The sequence below is a fragment of the Brachybacterium vulturis genome (assembly GCF_043641765.1).
GTDB lineage: Bacteria > Actinomycetota > Actinomycetes > Actinomycetales > Dermabacteraceae > Brachybacterium > Brachybacterium vulturis_A.
This window is the reverse complement of the sequence record NZ_JBHZRO010000009.1, coordinates 25,932-46,478: the sequence shown is the minus strand read 5'-3', so window position 1 is coordinate 46,478 and position 20,547 is coordinate 25,932. Positions and strand designations below refer to the sequence as shown.

Sequence of the window (20,547 nt, the reverse complement as noted above, 5' to 3'; positions counted from 1 at the left end):
CTCATGGTGTCACGAGAGCAGGGCGCCCTCGAGACGCAGCAGTGCCTGTTTCGTCTCGATCCCGCCGGCGTATCCCGTCATCGATCCGGTGCTGCCCACCACCCGGTGGCAGGGGACCACGATCGAGAGCGGGTTCGAGCCGACCGCCGCGCCGACCGCCTGCGCCGCGCGGGGCCTGCCCAGGTCGCGGGCGATCTGTCCGTAGGTGGTGGTGGCGCCGCGGGGGATCGCCCGCAGACGGTGCCAGACCGCGCGCTGGAACTCCGTGCCCTGGGGGTTCAGCGGCAGCGTGAAGTCCGGGCGGTGTCCGGAGAGGTACTCGTGCAGCTGGCGCTCCGCGTCGTCGAGGACGGCATGGGGGCCGATGGCCGCCGGGCCCAGCCGGTCCGGGAGCGGGAAGTGCTTCTGGCCCCGGCGCCAGACGCCGACGAGACCGTCGACCCCGGCGGCCAGCACGTAGGTGCCCAGCCGGGTCGTGACGAGGCGATGGGTGCGGGCGGGATCGACAGGGGCGGTGGTCATGAGCGGTCCTTCCTCAGGGTGCGCTGATGCGCGGGGAGCGAGTCGCGGTGGTGCCACAGGTGCATCACCGCGTAGCTGCGCCACGGAGACGCGGCACCGAGCACGCGATCGAGGGCGGTGAAGTCCTCGGCGAGATCGAGGGCGCGGGCCACGGCGAGCAGGGCGACGTCCCGGGCCGGTGCCACGTCGACGGCCCGGGCGCCGCGCAGCAGGGTGTAGTCGGCGGTCCACGGGCCGATCCCGCGGATCGCCAGCAGCTGCTCGCGCAGCTCCGGCACGGGGAGCTGAGGATCCGGGGGAGCGCTGAGTGCGGCGGTGAGGGTGCGCCGACGGGCGCCCGGCCCGCGGAACCATTCCTCGGCCCGGGCGCCGGCCTCGGCCGGGGAGATCGCGAGCCGGTGCACGCGCGCCGTGCGCAGCGCGGCCGGCAGCTCGTGTCCGGCCAGATCGGCGGCCCCCTCGAGCAGGGCGCGGGCGCGGTCGGTGCTGATCTGCTGACCGACGATCGCCCACAGCAGCGCCTCGGCGAGGCTCGGGGTGTCGGGGATCCGCACCCCCGGCCGGGCTTGCACGAGAGGGGCCAGAGGGGGCATTGCGGTGCGCAGCCCGGCATCGATGCCCCGGGGGTCCGCGTCCAGGTCCAGCAGCTTCCGGGCCATGGCGACGGCCGCGGCATAGTCGCGCAGATCCGCCAGGCGTGCCGTCAGCGGCAGCGGGCCCTCCTCCCTCGCCAGATCCACCTGCAGCACCGCCGGGCCGTGCGGGAGGGAGAGCGCCCGCTGCCAGAGGAGTCCCTCGACGTGCTCGACCCCGGGGATCGCCCGGCCCGCGAACCAGCGGGCCAATCCCGCGCCGTCGAAGGGACGGCGCACCGCCAGCTCGGCGCGGACCACCGCGGCACCGTCGGCACGATCGCCTCGCGTCTCCGGGCGCGGCCCGTCCGCCGTCCGCGGGCTCAGAGCCCCACCACGAGGGGCGGCGAGTCCGCGGATCGCCGAGGGCGCCCGGCCGAAGATCCGGCTGACCGTCGCGTGCAGCTGACGCTCGCTGCCGAATCCGGCTGCCGCCGCGATATCGGCCATCGGCCAGGAGGTGGAGCGCAGCAGCTGATGGGCGCGGCGGGCGCGGGCCATGCGGGCATGTGCGACCGCACCGGAACCCGTGCGGGCGACCAGGGACCGGTGCAGGGTCCGCTCGGTGACGTGCAGAGCGGAGGCCAGCTCGCTCACCGGTGTGGCCCCGTCCGGCCCGGGGTCCAGGGCCCCGCCGTGGATCAGCGTGAGCGCACGGAGGGCGACGGCGCCCGCCGGATCGCCGTCGGCCGTGCCCGGCGGCGCCAGCGGCCCGCAGCGCTTGCACGCCCGATAGCCGCGCTCGACCGCCGCAGCGGCGCTGGGGACGAACTCCACCCGATCCCGGCCGGGTGTGCGCGAGGGGCAGGAGGGACGGCAGAAGATCCCGGTCGAGCGCACACAGGTGAAGAACATCCCGTCGAAGCGCGCGTCCCGGGCGCGGATCGCGGCGTAGCGCTCATCATCGGTCATCTCGGCCATGGGACCAGTGAACCGCGTGGCAACCTGCGACACCAGCGGGATCCGGACAGTGCGGTGGACGCAGCTGCCGTCGGCGCCGGGGGAACCCCGGACGAGAGGAGCCGCGGCCCTCGTGGGACCGCGGCTCCTGGGTTCTTGGAGCGGGCGACGGGAATCGAACCCGCGTAATCAGTTTGGAAGACTGAGGCTCTACCATTGAGCTACGCCCGCGTTGCGACACCATTGAACCAGATCAGCGGCCTCATGGCACATCGGCAGTGGCGGAGCCGACATGGGTCTGCTCACAGCGCCCCGCCCCCGCCCGGGCACCGCGCGCGGAGAGCAGGTAATATTCCCTGGGTTGCCCTCCGGGGTGTAGCTCAGCTTGGTAGAGCACCCGCTTTGGGAGCGGGAAGTCGCAGGTTCAAATCCTGTCACCCCGACTCCGCACCGGGCCGCCGCCGCGCGAGCCCCGGGGCGCCGCGAGAAACGTCCATTCGATGTCCATCCTTAGGGAGACCTGACCAGTGAAGACCGAGTCCGAGAAGCTCAGCCCGACCCGGGTGAAGCTCACCGTCGAGGTGCCTTTCGACGAGCTCAAGCCGGCCGTCGAGGCCGCCACCACAAAGATCGCCGATCAGGTTCAGATCCCGGGCTTCCGCAAGGGCAAGGTCCCCTCCAAGCTCGTCGAGCAGCGCTTCGGCCGTCCGGCGATCATGCAGGAGGCCGTCAACGACGCCCTGCCCGATTTCTACCAGCAGGCCGCCGCCGAGGCGGAGATCAAGCCCGTCGGCCGGCCCGAGGTCGAGGTCGCCGAGGTCCCCGGCCTGGACGGCTCCGAGGAGGGCAACCTCCTCTTCACCGTCGAGCAGGACGTGCGCCCCGAGATCGCCCTGCCCGACTTCTCGGCCTACGAGGTCGAGATCGAGGAGCCCGAGGTCGATGAGGACGCCGTCGAGGTGCGCCTGACCGAGCTGCGTGAGCGCTTCGGCACCCTGGTGGGCGTGGACCGGCCCGCCGCCGACGGCGACTTCGTCTCCCTCGACATGGTCGCGACCATCGGGGACGAGGAGATCGAGTCCGTCGAGGGCGTGTCCTACCAGATCGGTGAGGGCAACATGCTCGAGGGCCTCGATGAGGCGCTCATCGGCCTCTCCGCCGAGGAGACCACCACCTTCGAGTCCGAGCTCGCCGGCGGCGACCGCGCGGGCGAGACGGCACAGGTCAAGGTCACCGCGCAGTCGGTGAAGGTGCGCGAACTGCCCGAGGCCGACGACGAGTTCGCCGAGATGGCGTCCGAGTTCGACACCATCGACGAGCTCAAGGACGACCTGAAGACCCAGGCCGCCGCCGACGCCGAGGGCAACCGCGTGGCCCTGGCCCGCAACGCCCTGCTCGAGAAGCTCCTCGAGGAGCTCGAGATCCCGGTGCCCGCGCAGCTGGTGGAGGACGAGATCACCTCCCACCTCGAGAACGAGGGCAAGGAGGCCGGCGATGCGCACGGCGAGGAGATCCGCGAGGACACCGAGAAGGCCGTCCGCGCGCAGTTCCTGCTCGACGAGATCAACGGCACCCGCGAGGTGCAGGTCGACCAGAGCGACCTGATGAACTACATGACCCAGCTGTCGGCGCAGTACGGCATCGAATCCAACCAGCTGCTGCAGATGCTGGCCCAGTCCGGTCAGCTCGAGCAGATCTTCTCCGAGGTCCAGCGCTCCAAGGCGCTCGACGTCGTCCTCGCGGACGTCACCGTGAAGAACGCCGCCGGTGATGTCCTCGACCTGGGCCTGAAGGCCGAGGGCGACGACGCCGAGGCGACGGACGAGGAGGCCGAGGAGGAGGCTCCCGCCAAGAAGGCCCCGGCGAAGCAGGCCGCCCCGAAGAAGGCTCCGGCCAAGAAGGCCGCCGCGGCCGAGGAGACCGACGCCACCGAGGAGAAGCCGAAGGCCAAGAAGGCTCCGGCGAAGAAGGCTCCGGCGAAGAAGGCTGCTGCCGAGGTGGACGCCGCCGAGGAGAAGCCCGCCAAGAAGGCGCCCGCCAAGAAGGCACCCGCCAAGAAGGCTCCGGCCGCGAAGGCCGAGTCCGATGAGGCCTCCGAGAGCAAGTGATCCTCCGCCCTCTCCAGGGCGCAGCATGACGGCGGGCCGTCACCCCACGCGGGGTGGCGGCCCGCCGGCGTCGGGGGAAGACTTATCGCCCCGGACCATCCGATCCGCGTCCCCACCGCCGGAGGAGCCCCACGCCGTCGTCGGCTGCCCCGTCACGAGCCGGGTCACCTGGGGCTCCACCGCCGTGCTGGACGGATTCCGCACCGGCCCCGACCACGACGTGTCCTGGCTCGAGGCGTGCCCGCGGATGGACGAGTCCGTGACCGTGCGGCTCGCCGCGCCCGTCGGCGTCATCCTCTCGGGGCGTCGCGGGTACGACGCCGCTCGCGCGCAGGCCGATGTGCGCGACGAGCTCACGGCGGAGGCGTACGGCGGCGCCTGGTCGGGCATCGAGATCGTGCGGACCCATCGGCCCCAGGAGATCGCCGATGATCCTGCGATCACGGCGCTGGACGCGGATGTCGTCGACGCCGTGCGATGGGCGCAGGAGCTCGTCGGCCCCAGCGCCGGCGCGGAGGCGGGGCTCGGCAGGATCTACCGTCCGCGACGGGTCCGGACATGACAGCGGCCCGGCTCCCCTGGGGAGCCGGGCCGCTGATGCCGTGGAGGCGGTGCCTCAGCGGTAGGTCACGAAGCCGATCGGGTTGCCCCAGATGGAGCGCTCGACGACGCGCTGCTTCGAGCCGGAGGCGTCGATGATCTGGCCGTTGCCGGCGTAGATCGCGACGTGGCCGGACCAGGCCACGATGTCCCCGGGCTGGGCCTGGGACTGCGAGATCCAGCGGCCGCCGTTGGCGATCTGGCTGGAGGTGCGCGGGATGTCGATGCCCGCGGCCTCGTAGGCGTAGTTGACCAGGCCGGAGCAGTCCATGCCGCCGAGCGAGGCGCCGCCCCAGCTGTACGGGGTGCCGAGGGCGGAGCGGGCGGCATCCACGATCGAGCTGCTCGAGCTCGAGGAGCTCGAGGAGGAGGTGGAGACCGAGGCGCCGCCGGTGGAGACGCCGGCGCCGTTGAGGGCGCCGCGGGTCTGCGGGCCGACGATGCCGTCGACCAGGAGGCCCTGGGAGGACTGGTAGCTCTTCACCGCGGAATGGGTGCGGGGGCCGAACACCCCGTCGACGGCGAGGCTCGCACCGTGGCCGTTGAGCGCGGACTGGAGATCCTGGACCGCGCCGCCACGGGAGCCCCAGCGGAGCTTCTGCGTGGAATCGAGGACGGCCGAGGGGGCGACGATCGAGGGGGCGGCGGGGAGGGTCTGCGCGGCGGGGGCGCTCGCGACCGGGGCGGCGGGAGCGGCAGGCGCTGCGGGGGCGGCCTGGGCCGCGCCACCGGTGAAGGCGGTGCCGAGCACCACGCCGCCGAGGACGGCCGCTCCGCCGAGGCCGCGAGCTGCGCGCTGGGCGTGGTGGGCCGGGAGCTGGGCGCGACCGGGGGTGCGGTGAGTGTTGTTCTGAGCCATGATGTGCGGTTCGTTCCTTCCGGTCCCGACCAGGGGCCGGGGATGTACTGCGGGCAGTTCGTGACGATCCGGTGGCGACTGCTGTCCACCGCTGTCGTGGCGATGGGACCACCGTAGGAGCGCCGGGCGCGTCAGGTCTGCAGGCTTGGCACAGCCCGACCGCGATCTTGGGACGGTCTTTACGCATTCGGTCCCGCCGTGACCAGATCGCACCCGGACTTGACGAAGCGGCGACGGGCGACGCACACCCCGCAGCAGCACCGGGAGGGCGCAGGGGCGGTGCGCCTGCGGCGAACAGGGCCGGTGCAGGGGCCGCCCAGCGCCTAGAGTCGACCCATCAGCGAATTCCGGCATGAAGGAGACCCCGTGTCCTCGCAGAGCATTCAGACCTCCCCGCCCCGCAATGCGGCCGGCGACACCCCGATGGGCCTGGACGACAACGTCTACCAGCGCCTGCTGCGCGAGCGCATCGTGTGGCTCGGCTCGGAGGTTCGCGATGAGAACGCCAACGCCATCTGCTCCAAGCTGCTCCTGCTCGCGGCGGAAGACCCCGACAAGGACATCTACCTCTACATCAACAGCCCCGGCGGTTCGATCACCGCCGGTATGGCCATCTACGACACCATGCAGTTCGTCAAGCCCGATGTGGTGACGGTGGGCATGGGCATGGCGGCGTCGATGGGGCAGTTCCTGCTCTCCTCCGGCACCAAGGGCAAGCGCTACGCCACCCCGCACACGCGGGTGCTCATGCACCAGCCGCTGGGCGGCCTGGGCGGCACCGCCACGGACATCAAGATCCAGGCCGATCTGATCCTCTCGATGAAGCGCACGCTCGCCGAGCTGATCGCGGAGCAGACGGACAAGAGCGTCGAGCAGATCACCGCCGACTCCGACCGCGACAAGTGGTTCACCGCCGCCGAGGCGCTCGAGTACGGCTTCATCGACAAGATCGTCAGCGGTTCGAGCGATGTCACCGGCGGCGGCGGCACCGACGACTGATCGCCCCGGCACCCACCGACCGCCCTTCACGCAAGGAGACCCCGTGACCTTCGATCCCCGTCCCTTCGGCGCGATGCCGATCGCCCAGGCCGGCCGCACGGCCCCGATGCCCAGCTCGCGCTACGTGCTCCCGCAGTACGAGGAGCGCACCGCCTACGGCATGAAACGCCAGGACCCCTACACCAAGCTGTTCGAGGACCGCATCATCTTCCTGGGCGTCCAGGTCGACGATGCCTCGGCGGACGATGTCATGGCCCAGCTGCTGGTCCTGGAGTCCCAGGACCCGGACCGCGACATCACCCTCTACATCAACAGCCCCGGTGGTTCGTTCACAGCGCTGACCGCCATCTACGACACGATGCAGTACATCAAGCCCGAGGTCACCACCGTGTGCCTGGGCCAGGCCGCTTCGGCCGCCGCCGTTCTGCTGGCCGCCGGCGCGCCGGGGAAGCGGCTCGCCCTGCCCAACGCCCGGATCCTCATCCACCAGCCCGCCATGGGCGGCGAGGGCGGCGGTGGTCAGGCCTCCGACCTGGAGATCCAGGCCAATGAGATCATGCGCATGCGCGAATGGCTCGAGGAGACCCTGGCGGGCCACTCCGGTCGCACCAAGGAGCAGGTCAGCAAGGACATCGAGCGCGACAAGATCCTCACCGCGAAGGCGGCGCTCGACTACGGGCTGATCGACCAGGTGCTGGAGTCGCGCAAGGCGCCCAGCGCGCAGATCGCGAACTGACCCGCAGCCGTTGCGGAGGGCTCTCGGCCCGTCCGCGATCGGCATCGCACGACCCTCGGCCCCTGGACGCCCACCGCGTCCGGGGGCCGAGAAGACATTCCGGGACGCGCCGCCGCGAGACGGCACCTCCCGAGTTCCCTCCACTGTTCGCGATACCGTGTGAGGGTTCGCAGGGCCCGGGAGACGTTCCCGCGGAACCTGCGGAACGCACGCTGACGGCCTGACGAGAGGACACGGACATGGCGCGCACGAGCGATGGATCCGACGTGTTCAAATGCTCCTTCTGCGGGAAGTCCCAGAAGCAGGTCGAACGGCTGATCTCCGGGCCCGGGGTGTACATCTGCGAAGAGTGCATCGAACTGTGCAACGAGATCATCGCCGAGGAGATCCAGGCCGCGCAGCCCGCCTCACAGGAGCAGGCCCCGCTGCCCGCCCCGCGCGAGATCTTCGACTTCCTCGAGGAGTACGTCGTCGGCCAGGATCCGGCCAAGCGCGCGCTCTCGGTCGCGGTCTACAACCATTACAAGCGCGTGCGCGCGCAGGACGCCGAGCAGACGGCCGGACCGGCCAGGAGCGCCGCCGCCGCCCTGGCCGAAGACACGGACACCGAGGACTACGACATCGAGGTCGCCAAGTCCAACGTGATGATGGTGGGTCCCACCGGATGCGGCAAGACCTATCTCGCCCAGACCCTCGCCCGGATGCTCGACGTCCCCTTCGCGATGGCCGACGCGACCGCGCTGACCGAGGCCGGATACGTGGGCGAGGACGTCGAGAACATCCTGCTCAAACTGCTGCAGGCCGCCGACTACGACGTCAAGAAGGCCGAGCGCGGGATCATCTACATCGATGAGGTCGACAAGATCGGCAGGAAGTCGGAGAACCCCTCGATCACCCGGGACGTCTCCGGCGAGGGCGTGCAGCAGGCGCTGCTGAAGATCATCGAGGGCACGGTCGCCGCTGTGCCCCCGCAGGGCGGACGGAAGCACCCGCACCAGGAGTTCATCCAGATCGACACCACGAACGTGCTGTTCATCGTGGCGGGCGCCTTCGCCGGCATCGAGGACATCATCGGCTCCCGCATCGGTCGGCGGGGCATCGGCTTCGGCTCCGAACTGCACTCCCCGCTCGAGCAGGAGCAGCTCTACGGCAAGCTCCTGCCGGAGGACCTGCTGAAGTTCGGCCTGATCCCGGAGTTCATCGGCCGCCTCCCGGTGATCACCAGCGTCTCGAACCTGGACCGCGATGCGCTGATCACGATTCTCACCGAGCCCCGCAATGCGCTCGTGAAGCAGTTCCAGAAGATGTTCGCTCTCGACGGGGTCGAGCTCGATTTCGAACGCAGCGCCCTGGAGGCCATCGCCGATCGTGCCATCGAGCGGGAGACCGGGGCGCGCGGACTGCGCGCGATCCTCGAGGAGTCCCTGCAGGAGGTCATGTTCGAGGTGCCCTCGCGGGATGACGTGGTCAAGGTCGTCATCACCGAGGGCGTGGTCACCGAGGGGCGGGCACCGCTGATGCTGACGGGCAAGGATGCGGACTCCGGGACGAAGCGCGGGCGCCAGGAGCGCTCCGCATGACCTCCCCGGGCGCCCCTGCCGCCGACGAGCAGCCGCAGGACGTCGAGCGTGCCCAGCAGCTGCTGCTGAGCGAGCGCCGCAGCATCGACAACATCGATGCCGCACTGGTCCATCTGCTCGCCGAACGCTTCTCCCACACCCAGCGGGTGGGCCTGCTGAAGGCTGCGCACGGGCTGCCCCCGGCCGATCCGGCGCGCGAGCAGGAGCAGATCGCCCATCTCCGCGCACTGGCGGACGAGGCCGGACTGGATCCGACCTTCGCCGAGGCCTTCCTGCGATTCATCGTCACCGAGGTGATCCGTCATCACGAGCGGATCCGCGACCAGGGCTCCGACCCGCACTGATAGCATACCGGTATGGCACGCCTCACGTTCCTCGACTGGCCGGTCCTCCGGCAGCTCCGCGGGGCGGATCCGACCGGACGCGGCACCGCAGTCACGTCGGCGACCACCCGCGGCATGAGCCCTCGCACGGCCACGGCCGACGGCGTGGCGGACAGCATCTGCCCCTATTGTGCCGTCGGGTGCGGCCAGCGCGTCTTCCACAAGGATGGCAAGGTCATCCAGATCGAGGGCAACCCGGACTCCCCGGTCTCCCGGGGGCGGCTCTGCCCCAAGGGCGCGGCCAGTCAGCAGCTGGCCAACTCCTACCTCCGCCAGACGACGGTCCGCTACCGCCGACCGTTCGCGACCGAGTGGGAGGACCTCGAGCTCGACACGGCGATGGATATGATCGCCGATCGTTTCATCGCCTCCCGTCGGAAGCACTGGGAGGATGCGGACGAGCACGGGCGCCCGCTGAAGCGCACGATGGGGATCGCCAGTCTCGGCGGGGCGACCATCGACAATGAGGAGAACTATCTGATCAAGAAGTTCTTCACCGCAGCGGGCGCGATCCAGGTGGAGAACCAGGCCCGCATATGACACTCCGCCACGGTTCCCAGTCTGGGAACCTCGTTCGGTCGTGGTGGTGCCACGCAGTCGGTCCAGGACTTCGCCAATGCGGACCTCATCGTCATCGAGGGCTCGAACATGGCCGAGGCCCATCCGGTCGCCTTCCAATGGGTGATCGAGGCGAAGAAGCGCGGTGCGCGAGTGATCCACGTGGACCCTCGCTTCACCCGCACCTCGGCGAACGCTGATCGGCACATCCCGATCCGCGCCGGCACGGACATCGTGCTGCTCGGCGGCGTCATCCGGCACGTGCTCGAGAACGAGCTGTACTTCACGGAGTACGTCCAGGCCTACACCAACGCCTCGACGATCGTCTCCGAGGAGTACGGCGATCCCGAGGACCTGGGCGGCCTGTTCTCCGGCTACGATCCGGAGACCTCGACCTACGACGACAGCCGGTGGGCGTACGCCGGCGATCCGGAGAGCGTCGCCCGCGGTCTGCCCGAGCGGGACGAGACCATGCAGCACCCGCGCAGCGTGCTCCAGCTCCTCAGGCGCCACTACGCCCGCTACACCCCGCAGATGGTGCAGGACACCTGTGGCATCGCCCCGGAGGACTTCGAGTACCTGGCGACCTCGATCGCCGCGGCCTCCGGGCGCGAGAAGACCACGATGTTCGCCTATGCGCTGGGCTGGACCCAGCATCAGGGCGGGGCGCAGATGATCCGCACCGCCGGCATCCTGCAGCTGCTCATGGGCAACATGGGGCGTCCGGGCGGCGGCATCATGGCGCTGCGCGGGCACGCCACGATCCAGGGCTCCACGGACATCCCGACCCTCTACCACATCCTCCCGGGCTACCTGCCGATGCCGAAGGTCGGACAGGACGACTTCGCCGAGTTCACCCGCGGGATCGGCAAGAAGGAGCAGAAGGGCTTCTGGGCGAACGCCGACATCTACACCATCAACCTGCTCAAGGCGTGGTGGGGGGAGCATGCGACCGTCGAGAACGACTGGGGCTACCACCACCTGCCCAAGCTGACCGGCGCCCACGGCACCTACCAGACCACGATGCGGATGCTCGAGGACGGGGTCGACGGCTACTTCCTCTTCGGCCAGAACCCGGCAGTCGGCTCCGCGAACGGGCGGCTCCACCGCCTGGGCATGTCGCACCTGCAGTGGATGGTGGTGCGGGACTTCTACATGATCGAGTCCGCCACCTGGTGGCGGGACGGTCCGGAGATCGAATCGGGGGAGCTCTCCCCGGAGCAGATCGCCACCGAGATGTTCTTCCTGCCGGCCGCGAACCACACCGAGAAGGCGGGCTCCTTCACCCAGACCCAGCGCATGGTGCAGTGGCGCGACCAGGCCGTCGAACCGCCCGGCGACGCGAAGAGCGATCTCGAGTTCATGTACGACCTCGGGGTGCGGATCCGCGAGAAGCTCAAGGACTCCACAGATCCTCGGGACCGCGCGATCCTCGACCTCACCTGGGACTACCCGGTGGGCGAGCACGGCGAGCCCGATGCCGAGGCAGTGCTGGCCGAGATCAACGGACGTCACCTCAGCGGCGAGAGGGCCGGGCAGCCGCTCAGCGCCTTCGGCGAGATGACGGCCGACGGCTCCACCGACGGCGGCTGCTGGATCTACGCCGGCGTCTTTGCCGACGGCATCAACCAGGCCCGCCGCCGCACCCCCGGTGCGCAGCAGGACCAGACCGCCGCCGAGTGGGGTTGGGCCTGGCCGGCGAACCGTCGGATCCTCTACAACCGTGCCTCGGCCGATCCTCAGGGCAGGCCGTGGAGCGAGCGGAAGAAGCTGGTGTGGTGGGATGAGGAGGCCGGGCAGTGGACCGGTGACGACGTCCCCGACTTCCCGCTGACCAAGCGTCCGGATGATCCCGGCGACCCCAGCAAGGGTGGTGCCGCGGCGCTCTCCGGCACGGACGCCTTCATCATGCAGGCCGACGGGCGCGGATGGCTGTTCGCCCCCACCGGGATGGTCGACGGCCCGATGCCGACGCACTACGAGTCTCCCGAGTCGAACATCCGCAATCCGCTGTACGCCCAGCAGTCCAACCCCACCCGCGTCACCTTCCGCGACGAGGACAACCTCAGCTCCCCGGGGGCGATGGGCCCGGGCGGCGAGGTGTATCCCTACGTGTTCACCACCTACCGGATCACCGAGCACCACACGGCCGGCGGCATGAGCCGCTTCCTGCCCTACCTCGCCGAGCTGCAGCCGGAGATGTACTGCGAGGTCTCGCCGGAGCTGGCCGAGGAGGTCGGACTGGAGCCCTATGGCTGGGCGACCATCATCTCGGCGCGCAGCGCGATCGAGGCGAAGGTACTGATCACCGAACGGATGAAGCCCCTGCAGGTGGGTGAGCAGACGGTCCACCAGATCGGGCTGCCCTTCCACTGGGGCCAGGGCACCGAGGCGATCGTCCGCGGGGACGGCGCCAACGACCTCATCGGGATGAACCTGGACGCCAACACCCAGATCCAGAACAGCAAGAACAACTCCTGCACCCTCGTCCCGGGGCGGCGACCCAGGGGAGCGGAGCGCGGTGCTCTGGTCGAGGCCTACCGCCGCCGCGCCGGACTGATCCTCTCGGAGCACCCGGCGGTCGACGGCGCCGAGGGAGCGCCGGGTGCCGGGCCCGCAGACGACTCGGATCCGCCCCTGGTCCGCGGACCGGAGGACGCCGGTGCGACGCCCAGCGGAGAACCCTCGACGAAGGAGATGAAGCACCGATGAGTCTGCTCGCCGGACCGGAGGGCCCCGCCGCGAGTTCGGGGTGGAGCCATGACCACGAGCGCAAGGGCTTCTTCACCGACACCTCGATCTGCATCGGCTGCAAGGCCTGCGAGGTGGCATGCAAGGAGTGGAACCGCAATCCCATCGACGGCGACCTGGAGATCCTCGGCTCCAGCTACGACAACACCGGTGAGCTCGGCGCCAACACCTGGCGCCACGTCGCCTTCGTGGAGCAGGGCCAGGAGCGGATCGAGGAGGCGAGGGAGACGGGCCGGAAGCTCGTCAGCCTCGGCATGCCCGGGATCGGTCCGAAGTCCTCGGGCGGGCGCGGCGCGACACCTGCGGGAGACCTCTCGACCACGGACCGCACCCCGCCGGACACTCCCGAGTTCCGCTGGCTGATGTCCTCGGACGTGTGCAAGCACTGCACCAACGCCGGCTGCCTGGACGTGTGCCCCACCGGGGCGATCTTCCGGTCGGAGCACGGCTCGGTGGTGGTCCAGGAGGACGTCTGCAACGGCTGCGGCACCTGCGTGAGCGCCTGCCCCTTCGGCGTCATCGAACGGCGTGACGACGGCACGATCTCGCCCTTCGCGCATCGCGAGGACAAGGTCGACCGCATGGGCACCGCGAGCAAGTGCACCCTGTGTCACGACCGCCTGGTCGACGGGGAGGAGCCCGCCTGCTCCGCGACCTGCCCCACCCAGTCGATCAAGTTCGGCGATCATGCCGACCTGACCACCGAGGCGCAGCAGCGCGTCACCGATCTCCATGCGCGCGGTATGACCGAGGCCCGGCTCTACGGCGCGAACCCCAAGGACGGTGTGGGCGGCACAGGGTCGGTGTTCCTGCTGCTGGACGAGCCCGAGGTCTACGGGCTGCCACCGGATCCGCAGGTGCCCACCGCATCCCTGCCGGGCACCTATGCCCGGGTGGGCATCGCGGCCGCAGGCATGGTCGCCGTCGCCGCTCTCTCGTTCCTGGGAGGGCGCCGATGAGCATCACCGAGTTCGATGCCGACCGCCCGCCCGAGCTGCCGCGGAGGCGTCGCCGGGGCAGGGGACGCCGTCGTCGCGGCCTCACCGAGCTGGGCATGGGAGACGGCTCCCGGGAGGGAGCGGTGGTCGAGGACGTCGAGGTCGAACGGGCGGACGAGTTCGACTCGTACTACGGCCGTCCGGTCGTCAAGGCTCCGCCATGGCGGGAACCGATCGCGGTCTACCTGTTCCTCGGTGGCGTCGCCGGGGGCTCCGGGCTGCTCGCTGTCGGCGCGCAGTGCACGGGCCGTCCGCTGCTGCGCCGCAACTCACGCCTCATCGCCCTCGGCGCGGTGGGTGCGGGCACGGTCGCGCTGATCGAGGACCTCGGCCGCCCCGAACGCTTCCTGAACATGATGCGCACCGTCAAGGTGACCTCTCCGATGAGCCTGGGGACCTGGATCCTCGGCGGGTTCGCGAGCCTCTCCGGGCTGCTGGCCGCTCTCGAGGTGGATCGCATGACGGGGGAGCGGCTCCCGCTCGGCGCGCTGCGCCCCGTGCTCGGCGCTCTGGAGGGCCCCTCCTCACTGGGACAGGGCGCGCTCGCGCCGCTGCTGGCCTCCTACACCGGCGCATTGCTGGGCAACACCATCGTCCCCACCTGGGAGGCGGGGCGCGAGCATCTGTCCTACCTCTTCGTCTCCTCCGCGAGCCTGGCCGCGGGCGGCGCCGCCATGCTCACCACCCCGGTGCCCGAGACCCGGCCCGCGCGGCTGCTCGCCACCGCGGGCGTGGTGGGTGATGTGGTCGCCATGCGCCGCATGAAGCGGTCGATGCACCCGCTCGAGGCCGAGCCGCTCGAGTCCGGCCGGGCGGGGACGCTGCTGACCTGGGCCGAGCGCCTCGCGATCGCGGGCGGCATCGGGACCGTGCTCGGCGGCCGGAACCGGTATCTCGCCGCGGCCAGCGGAGCCGCGCTGCTGGCCTCCTCGGCCCTGACCCGCTTCGGGGTGCTGTACGCCGGGCTGGAATCCGTCAAGGATCCCCGGCGGGTCGTCGAGCCGCAGAAGCAGCGCCTGGCGGCCCGCCGCGGCGCGGGCATCACCGACGACGCGATCACCACCGCCGGCTGAGAAGCTGCGATGAGGGACGAGATCCGCTGGGCACGACTGTCAGCGACAGATCGTCAGTCCCCGGATCGGACGGGAGTAGATGATTCGTCGGATCCGCCGGTGGAGGACCCGCGCCGATCGTGCAGCATCTGGAGCACCTGGGGTCGGAGAACGAGTGCTGCGATCCCCAGTCCGCAGGAGAGCACCAGACCGAACAGCATCGCGGGCCCGCCGACATTTGCGATCGCGCCGGCATGTACGCAGATCCCCGCCACGATCAGCAGCATGGAGAACCAGGCGGCCGTGGCTGCGTTGACCCAGCGACGGTCCGACGCATCGTGCCCTGTCGTCGACGCCACCATCCACGCCGATAGTAGCGCCAGCTCGAAAGCGACTATCGCGGCGATGGACGCCGTCGAATAGGGCACCTCCAAGTGAGCAACCTCGGGATACCTGTGGGCATAACTCGAGGCCATCCCCGGTATCACCACGAATTGGATCACGAGAGCAAGCGCCAAGAGAAGTCCAATAAATATGCGTCCCGCGAAAACTTCGTTCCTATTCACTTTGGTCGATACCTCGTCCGAGTAGTTCCTCATCCGTGCGTTCCGCTCAAGGTGCAAGCTGAACTCAGGTGAACCTTGGATCGATTCGAGTAGTTCGAATGTTGAAGTTAGTATCCGGCCAGTTGACGCTCAGATTGTCGATGAACTGCACTGTTGCCTCGCTGCCAGCGTGCCATTGGCCCCCGCTCGACGATGCGTTGGAGCAAACAGTGTCTGACGAACGACCCGGGTTGCTGTACCAGACGCACACTCGGATGATGCGTTCGCCATTGTAGACGTTGCCAGCCGCCTTGGCCCGTCCACGGTAGTATGAAACGTACTCATTACTGATTGCATAGCTCGATCCCCAGGTGGCTTGAGGGCTCACCGAACCTTCTGTGGGCGTGGTGGGGTAGTAGCGTTCCACGGACCCGTCTCCCGGAGTTACTTTGTACGTCTTCGTCGTAACCCGAAGCCCTTCCTCGGGCCCAAACTCTCGTCCGTCGACGACCACCGTTGCGGGCGATTCGGAATTTGCCTCACCCGCTGCGGATGCACTGTTTGCCCCGACGCCTGCAAATATCAAGGCTGCCACGACTGTCACCCTAATAAATATGGCACGCATGAGTCCTCCTTTGAACTGTGCCGCTGAGGGTCTCTTAATTGCGCCTTCTCTGCCACGGCAACACTAAGGGGGGTGGAGTTCAACTCTAAACCCTCAGCTGTTGCCGGAACGTGACGTTGGTCAATGAGCCAGCGCTATGACGCTCGTCGATCTCCCGGGGCATCGAGCTTGGGGGCGCAGAGGATGTATGGCAGTGGTCGGAGATGCCTTCTGCCGCGCTTGACCAGCTCGGGCAAGGCGTCCGGGACTTGCTTGCTCAGTGAGCTGTTGAGCTTCTGCATCATCACCATTGCCCTCGGCCGGTCAGCACACGCCAATGCCCGCCCCCTCCAGGGTCTCGCCGATGATCGGATAGCCGGGCACCTCGCCCACCACCAGCAGTCCGCCGGAGGTCTGCGCGTCGGCCAGCAGCAGCAGGTCCTCCTCGGTGATGCCCGGCCCCGCCTGCACGTGCTCGCGCACCCAGTCCAGGTTGCGGCGGGTCCCGCCGGAGACGTACCCGTCGGCCAGCGCCTCCGCCGCCCCCTCGATCAGCGGCACCGCCGACCGGTTCAGCACCGCCCCGATCCCCGAGGCGCGCACCATCTTGTGCAGGTGGCCCAGGAGCCCGAAGCCGGTCACGTCCGTCGCCGCCCGGGCCCCGGCGGCCAGCGCCGCCTGCGCGGCGTCCCGGTTCAGGGCGGTCATGGACTCGATCGCCGCTGCGGAGACCTCCCCGGTGGCTCGCATGCGGTTGTTCAGCAGACCCACTCCGAGGGGCTTGGTGAGCGTGATCGGCAGGCCCGGTCGGGCGACGTCATTGCGCAGCAGACGGTCCGCGGGCGCCGTGCCCGTGACCGCCATGCCGTACTTCGGCTCCGGGTCATCGACCGAGTGCCCGCCGATCACCGGCACCCCGGCCTCCCGCGCGATCGCCAGCCCGCCCGCGAGGACCTCCTGCAGCAGCTCGTAGGGGAGCACCCCGCGGGGCCAGCCCACCAGATTGATCGCGACCACCGGGTCGCCGCCCATGGCGTAGATGTCCGACAGGGCGTTGGCGGCGGCGATGCGGCCCCAGTCGAAGGCGTCATCGACCACCGGCGTGAAGAAGTCCGCGGTCGAGAGCACCGCGGTCGCCCCGTCGGGCCCGCCGATCCGCACCGCGGCGGCGTCGTCACCGTCGTCCAACCCCACGATCACCTGCTCGTACTGCTGACCGGAGAGTGCCGAGACCACCTCCTCGAGCTCACCCGGAGGGATCTTCGAGGCGCAGCCGCCGCCGTGCGCCATGGTGGTCAGACGGATCGAGGGCTGGGCCGCGGAACGGATCGGGTGCACGCTCATGATCCGAGCCTACGGCGTCCGCGTGGTTCGCGCGGGAGAGGAGTCGGCCCTGGTCCCACGGTGATAACTTGGGCGGCGGAGGCGTACGTGTCCTGGTGGGCGCCCCGGTCTTCAAAACCGGTGAGACCGAGCAGCTCGGTCTGGCGGGTTCGATTCCCGTCCGCCTCCGCCACGCGTCCGTCGCCCCGCTCCCGGGGCGGCGGACACCCGCCGTCGGCCCCAGGAGGTCCCGTGACCGTGCCCCCGCAGCCCGGTGACAAGGGCACGGATCCGCGCCGTCGCATCCCGCGCACCGACCGTCTGCTGGCCCATCCCGACATCGCCGCCGCAGCGGCGACGATGAGCGAGCGCGTGGTGGTCGGCATCGTGCGCGCGGTCCAGGATCGCGCCCGGGCGGGAGAGATCCCTCCCGGACAGGTGCAGGAGCAGATCCTCGTCGCGCTCGGGGACCGCCCCGCGGCCTCCCTGCGCCCGGTCCTGAACGCCACCGGGGTCATCGTCCACACCAACCTCGGCCGTGCACCGCTCTCCGCGGCCGCGCGCACCGCGCTGCAGGATGCGGCCGGCTACACCGACGTCGAGTTCGACCTCAGCACCGGTGCCCGCTCCCGGCGCGGTGCCGGAGCCCGGGCGGCACTGCTCGCCGCCTGCCCGGAGGCGGAGGACGCGCTGGTGGTCAACAACGGGGCGGCCGCCCTGCTGCTGGCCGTGACGGAGCTGGCCGGGACCGGCGAGGTGGTGCTCAGCCGCGGGGAGATGATCGAGATCGGTGCCGGATTCCGGCTGCCGGATCTCATCACCTCCACCGGTGCGAGCCTCCGCGAGGTCGGCACCACCAACCGCACCCACCTCGCCGACTACACCGGCGCCCTCGGCGCCGGGACCGGCTGCGTGCTGCGCATCCACACCAGCAACTACCGTGTCATCGGCTTCACCTCCCAGGTGGGCCTGCGCGAGCTCGCCGGCCCCTGTCAGGAGGCCGGGATCCCGCTGATCGCGGATCTCGGCAGCGGCCTGCTGGCCCCCGAGCCGCAGCTGCCGGAGGAGCCCGACGCCGCGACCGCGCTGCGCGAGGGCGCAGACCTGGTGATCGCCAGCGGGGACAAACTGCTCGGAGGCCCCCAGGCCGGGATCCTGCTGGGCGGTGCCGAGATCATCGCGCGCCTCGCCCGCCACCCCCTGGCCCGGGCCGTGCGTGCGGACAAGCTCACCCTCGCCGCTCTCGAGGCGACGCTCGGCGGGCCCGTCCCCCCGGTGCTCGAAGCACTGCGCCAGGACCCGGCCGCCCTGCGCGAGCGCACCGAGCTCCTCGCCGCGCGGATCGGCGGTCGCGTTCTCGCCCACGACGGTCGGGTCGGCGGCGGGGGAGGGGCCGAGGTGCCGCTGCCCGGCTGGGCGCTCGCCCTCGAACCCGAGCTCGCCGCGCCGCTGCGCATCGGCGAGCCGGCGGTGGTGGCCACCGTGCGGGACGGCGATTGCCTGCTGGACCTGCGCTGCGTGCCCGGCGACGAGGACGAGCGCCTCGTCCGGGCCGTCGCCACGGCCCGCGGGCGCCTGCAGCGGGCGTGACGATGAGGCAGGTCGTCGCCACCGCCGGTCACGTCGACCACGGCAAGTCCACCCTGATCCGCGCGCTGACCGGCATCGAGCCGGACCGGCTCGCCGAGGAGAAGCGGCGCGGGCTGACCATCGACCTCGGCTTCGCCTGGACCGTCCTGCCCTCCGGTCACGAGGTGTCCTTCGTCGACGTCCCCGGCCATGAGCGCTTCCTCGGCAACATGCTCGCCGGCCTCGCCCCCGCCCCGATCGTGTGCTTCGTGATCGCCGCCGACGAGGGCTGGCAGGCGCAGTCCGGCGATCACCGGGATGCGATCGCGGCGCTCGGCATCGACCAGGGCCTGATCGTCATCACCCGCATGGACCTCGCGCCCGACCGGGTCGAGCAGGTCATCGCCGAGGCCCGCAGCGAGCTCGCCGGAACCGGCCTCGCCGATGCGCCCGCCGTCGGTGTCTCCGCGGTCACCGGGCACGGTCTCGACGAGCTGCGCACGGCGCTGGACGCCGCGGTCGGCTCCGCCCGCGAGCCCTCCACCGCGCAACGGGTGCGGCTGTGGGTGGATCGAGCCTTCTCCGTCTCCGGAGCCGGCACCGTGGTCACCGGCACCCTCGCCGCCGGTACGCTGCACCGCGAGGATCGCCTCCTCCTATGCGGGGCGGACCGGGGCGGCGAAGTCGTGGTGCGCGGCCTGCAGAGCCGCGGCGGCCAGGTCCCTCAGCTGGGACCGGTCAGCCGTGCCGCGGTGAACCTGCGTGGGGTGAGCTGCGAGCAGATCGGCCGTGGCGATGTGCTCCTGACCCCGGAGGCCTGGGAACTCGTGCCTCTCCTGGACGTGCGCCGCAGCACCGGGGCGTCCCTCGAGGAAGCCCCGCGGCAGCTGATGGCCCATATCGGCACCGCCGCGGTCGGGACGCGCGTGCGACCGCTGGGACCCGACCATGCGCGCCTCATCCTGGACCGCCCGCTCCCGCTCCATCTCGGTGACCACCTGGTGCTGCGCAGCAGCGGGAGCCATTCGGTGCGCAACGGCGTGCAGGTGCTCGATCTCGACCCGCCCCTCTTCGAGCGGCGCGGTGAGGGCGCGCGGCGCCGCGCCGCACTCGAGCAGATGCCGCAGGGCGGCGACCTCGCCCTCGAGGTGCGGCGCCGCGGTGCGGTGCGAGCTTCCCGCCTCCTCCGCTTCGGGATGACGCTGCCGACCCCGCTGCCCGGGACGGTGCACCGACACGGTGACTGGCTGGTGGACGCAGAGGCGAGGAAGAGCTGGACGCAGCAGCTCGGCAGGCTCGTCGCTCAGCAGCGCCGCGTCGATCCGCTCACCGCCGGGCTGCCGCGCAAGGCCGCGATCGATGCGCTCGGGCTGCCCGATGAGGCGCTGCTCGACCTGGTGGTGGCCGTCGCCGGACTCGACCACCACGAGGGACGGGTGCGCGACGCAGGGTCCGGCCGGAGCCTCGGCGCCGCTGAGGCAGGGGTTCGCACTCTCGAGGAGCGGCTCACCCGGGCCCCCTTCGCCGCGCCGGAGGCGGACGATCTCGCCGCGCTGGCACTCGGGCCGCGGGAGCTCGCGGCCGCAGCCTCGCAGGGGCGGCTGCTGCGCCTGCCGGACGAGGTGATCCTGCTGCCCTCGGCACCCGCGCTGGCGATGCGCGCGCTCGCCGCGCTGCCGCAGCCCTTCACCACCAGCGAGGCGCGGCAGGCGCTCGCGACCACTCGCCGCGTCGCGATCCCGCTGCTCGAGCATCTCGATGGCCGGGGCTGGACCCGCCGCCCGGATCCCGGCCACCGCGAAGTCGTGCGCTGATGCGACCAGGCGCA

The 20,547-nt window shown here is 70.7% G+C and carries 17 protein-coding genes and 3 tRNA genes; 13 read left to right on the top strand and 7 right to left on the bottom strand.

From position 1 onward, the window contains the following. Window positions 1–9: 9 nt before the first annotated feature. From ACHUEU_RS08790 to ACHUEU_RS08780, 3 genes are all read right to left on the bottom strand, one after another. Window positions 10–522 (bottom strand): methylated-DNA--[protein]-cysteine S-methyltransferase, encoded by a 513-nt coding sequence (locus ACHUEU_RS08790; protein WP_394215549.1) that lies wholly within the window; start codon window positions 520–522, stop codon window positions 10–12. Continuing rightward, window positions 519–2,075 (bottom strand): Ada metal-binding domain-containing protein, encoded by a 1,557-nt coding sequence (locus tag ACHUEU_RS08785; protein ID WP_394215548.1) that lies wholly within the window; start codon window positions 2,073–2,075, stop codon window positions 519–521. The genes ACHUEU_RS08790 and ACHUEU_RS08785 overlap by 4 nt, the downstream gene beginning before the upstream one ends. Before the next feature lie 136 nt (window positions 2,076–2,211). Then, window positions 2,212–2,285: transfer RNA gene (locus ACHUEU_RS08780), tRNA-Gly, on the bottom strand. Between the two features lie 138 nt (window positions 2,286–2,423). Here ACHUEU_RS08780 and ACHUEU_RS08775 point away from each other — a divergent pair. From ACHUEU_RS08775 to ACHUEU_RS08765, 3 genes are all read left to right on the top strand, one after another. Further along, a tRNA-Pro gene (locus tag ACHUEU_RS08775) sits at window positions 2,424–2,497 on the top strand. Between the two features lie 84 nt (window positions 2,498–2,581). After that, window positions 2,582–4,162, top strand: coding sequence for a trigger factor (gene tig / locus ACHUEU_RS08770; RefSeq protein WP_394215547.1), 1,581 nt, complete (start codon window positions 2,582–2,584; stop codon window positions 4,160–4,162). Between the two features lie 184 nt (window positions 4,163–4,346). After that, window positions 4,347–4,724, top strand: coding sequence for a hypothetical protein (locus ACHUEU_RS08765; protein WP_394215546.1), 378 nt, complete (start codon window positions 4,347–4,349; stop codon window positions 4,722–4,724). A 54-nt stretch (window positions 4,725–4,778) separates the two neighbouring features. Here the strand turns inward: ACHUEU_RS08765 and ACHUEU_RS08760 are convergent, their stop codons facing one another. Further along, window positions 4,779–5,621: a C40 family peptidase gene (locus ACHUEU_RS08760; protein ID WP_394215545.1), complete on the bottom strand. Its 843-nt coding sequence runs from the start codon at window positions 5,619–5,621 to the stop codon at window positions 4,779–4,781. Window positions 5,622–6,044: 423 nt separating this feature from the next. Here ACHUEU_RS08760 and ACHUEU_RS08755 point away from each other — a divergent pair, with 423 nt between their 5' ends. The 7 genes from ACHUEU_RS08755 (at window position 6,045) to nrfD (ending at window position 14,699) form a co-directional block, all read left to right on the top strand. After that, window positions 6,045–6,620, top strand: a complete 576-nt coding sequence (locus ACHUEU_RS08755) for a ClpP family protease (RefSeq protein ID WP_394215653.1) — start codon at window positions 6,045–6,047, stop codon at window positions 6,618–6,620. A 73-nt stretch (window positions 6,621–6,693) separates the two neighbouring features. Further along, window positions 6,694–7,356 carry an ATP-dependent Clp protease proteolytic subunit gene (locus ACHUEU_RS08750; protein WP_157773593.1) on the top strand — a complete coding sequence of 221 codons (663 nt, stop codon included), beginning with the start codon at window positions 6,694–6,696 and terminating at the stop codon, window positions 7,354–7,356. Window positions 7,357–7,595: 239 nt separating this feature from the next. Further along, window positions 7,596–8,936, top strand: a complete 1,341-nt coding sequence (clpX, locus tag ACHUEU_RS08745) for an ATP-dependent Clp protease ATP-binding subunit ClpX (protein ID WP_394215544.1) — start codon at window positions 7,596–7,598, stop codon at window positions 8,934–8,936. Then, window positions 8,933–9,280 (top strand): chorismate mutase, encoded by a 348-nt coding sequence (locus ACHUEU_RS08740; RefSeq protein WP_394215543.1) that lies wholly within the window; start codon window positions 8,933–8,935, stop codon window positions 9,278–9,280. The genes clpX and ACHUEU_RS08740 overlap by 4 nt, the downstream gene beginning before the upstream one ends. Before the next feature lie 12 nt (window positions 9,281–9,292). Beyond that, window positions 9,293–12,589 carry a formate dehydrogenase-N subunit alpha gene (fdnG, locus tag ACHUEU_RS08735; protein WP_394215541.1) on the top strand — a complete coding sequence of 1,099 codons (3,297 nt, stop codon included), beginning with the start codon at window positions 9,293–9,295 and terminating at the stop codon, window positions 12,587–12,589. Next, on the top strand, window positions 12,586–13,587 hold the full coding sequence (locus tag ACHUEU_RS08730) for a 4Fe-4S dicluster domain-containing protein (RefSeq protein WP_394215540.1): 1,002 nt from the start codon (window positions 12,586–12,588) through the stop codon (window positions 13,585–13,587). Before fdnG ends, ACHUEU_RS08730 begins: the two co-directional genes overlap by 4 nt. Beyond that, the gene (nrfD, locus tag ACHUEU_RS08725) at window positions 13,584–14,699 is read left to right on the top strand and encodes an NrfD/PsrC family molybdoenzyme membrane anchor subunit (RefSeq protein ID WP_394215539.1); all 1,116 of its coding nucleotides are present in this window, start codon (window positions 13,584–13,586) and stop codon (window positions 14,697–14,699) included. Before ACHUEU_RS08730 ends, nrfD begins: the two co-directional genes overlap by 4 nt. A 53-nt stretch (window positions 14,700–14,752) precedes the next feature. Here nrfD and ACHUEU_RS08720 read toward each other — a convergent pair whose 3' ends face one another. From ACHUEU_RS08720 to selD, 3 genes are all read right to left on the bottom strand, one after another. Further along, window positions 14,753–15,277: a DUF2975 domain-containing protein gene (locus ACHUEU_RS08720; protein ID WP_096803735.1), complete on the bottom strand. Its 525-nt coding sequence runs from the start codon at window positions 15,275–15,277 to the stop codon at window positions 14,753–14,755. Between the two features lie 31 nt (window positions 15,278–15,308). Next, window positions 15,309–15,650, bottom strand: coding sequence for a hypothetical protein (locus ACHUEU_RS08715; RefSeq protein WP_394215538.1), 342 nt, complete (start codon window positions 15,648–15,650; stop codon window positions 15,309–15,311). A 501-nt stretch (window positions 15,651–16,151) separates the two neighbouring features. Next, entirely contained in the window at window positions 16,152–17,171 is a 1,020-nt protein-coding gene (gene selD, locus ACHUEU_RS08710; protein WP_394215537.1) for a selenide, water dikinase SelD, read from the bottom strand. Between the two features lie 77 nt (window positions 17,172–17,248). Here selD and ACHUEU_RS08705 point away from each other — a divergent pair. From ACHUEU_RS08705 to selB, 3 genes are all read left to right on the top strand, one after another. Beyond that, window positions 17,249–17,343, top strand: a tRNA-Sec gene (locus tag ACHUEU_RS08705). A 59-nt stretch (window positions 17,344–17,402) separates the two neighbouring features. Next, on the top strand, window positions 17,403–18,740 hold the full coding sequence (selA, locus tag ACHUEU_RS08700) for an L-seryl-tRNA(Sec) selenium transferase (RefSeq protein WP_394215536.1): 1,338 nt from the start codon (window positions 17,403–17,405) through the stop codon (window positions 18,738–18,740). Window positions 18,741–18,742: 2 nt separating this feature from the next. Next, on the top strand, window positions 18,743–20,533 hold the full coding sequence (gene selB / locus ACHUEU_RS08695) for a selenocysteine-specific translation elongation factor (RefSeq protein WP_394215652.1): 1,791 nt from the start codon (window positions 18,743–18,745) through the stop codon (window positions 20,531–20,533). Window positions 20,534–20,547 lie beyond the last annotated feature (14 nt).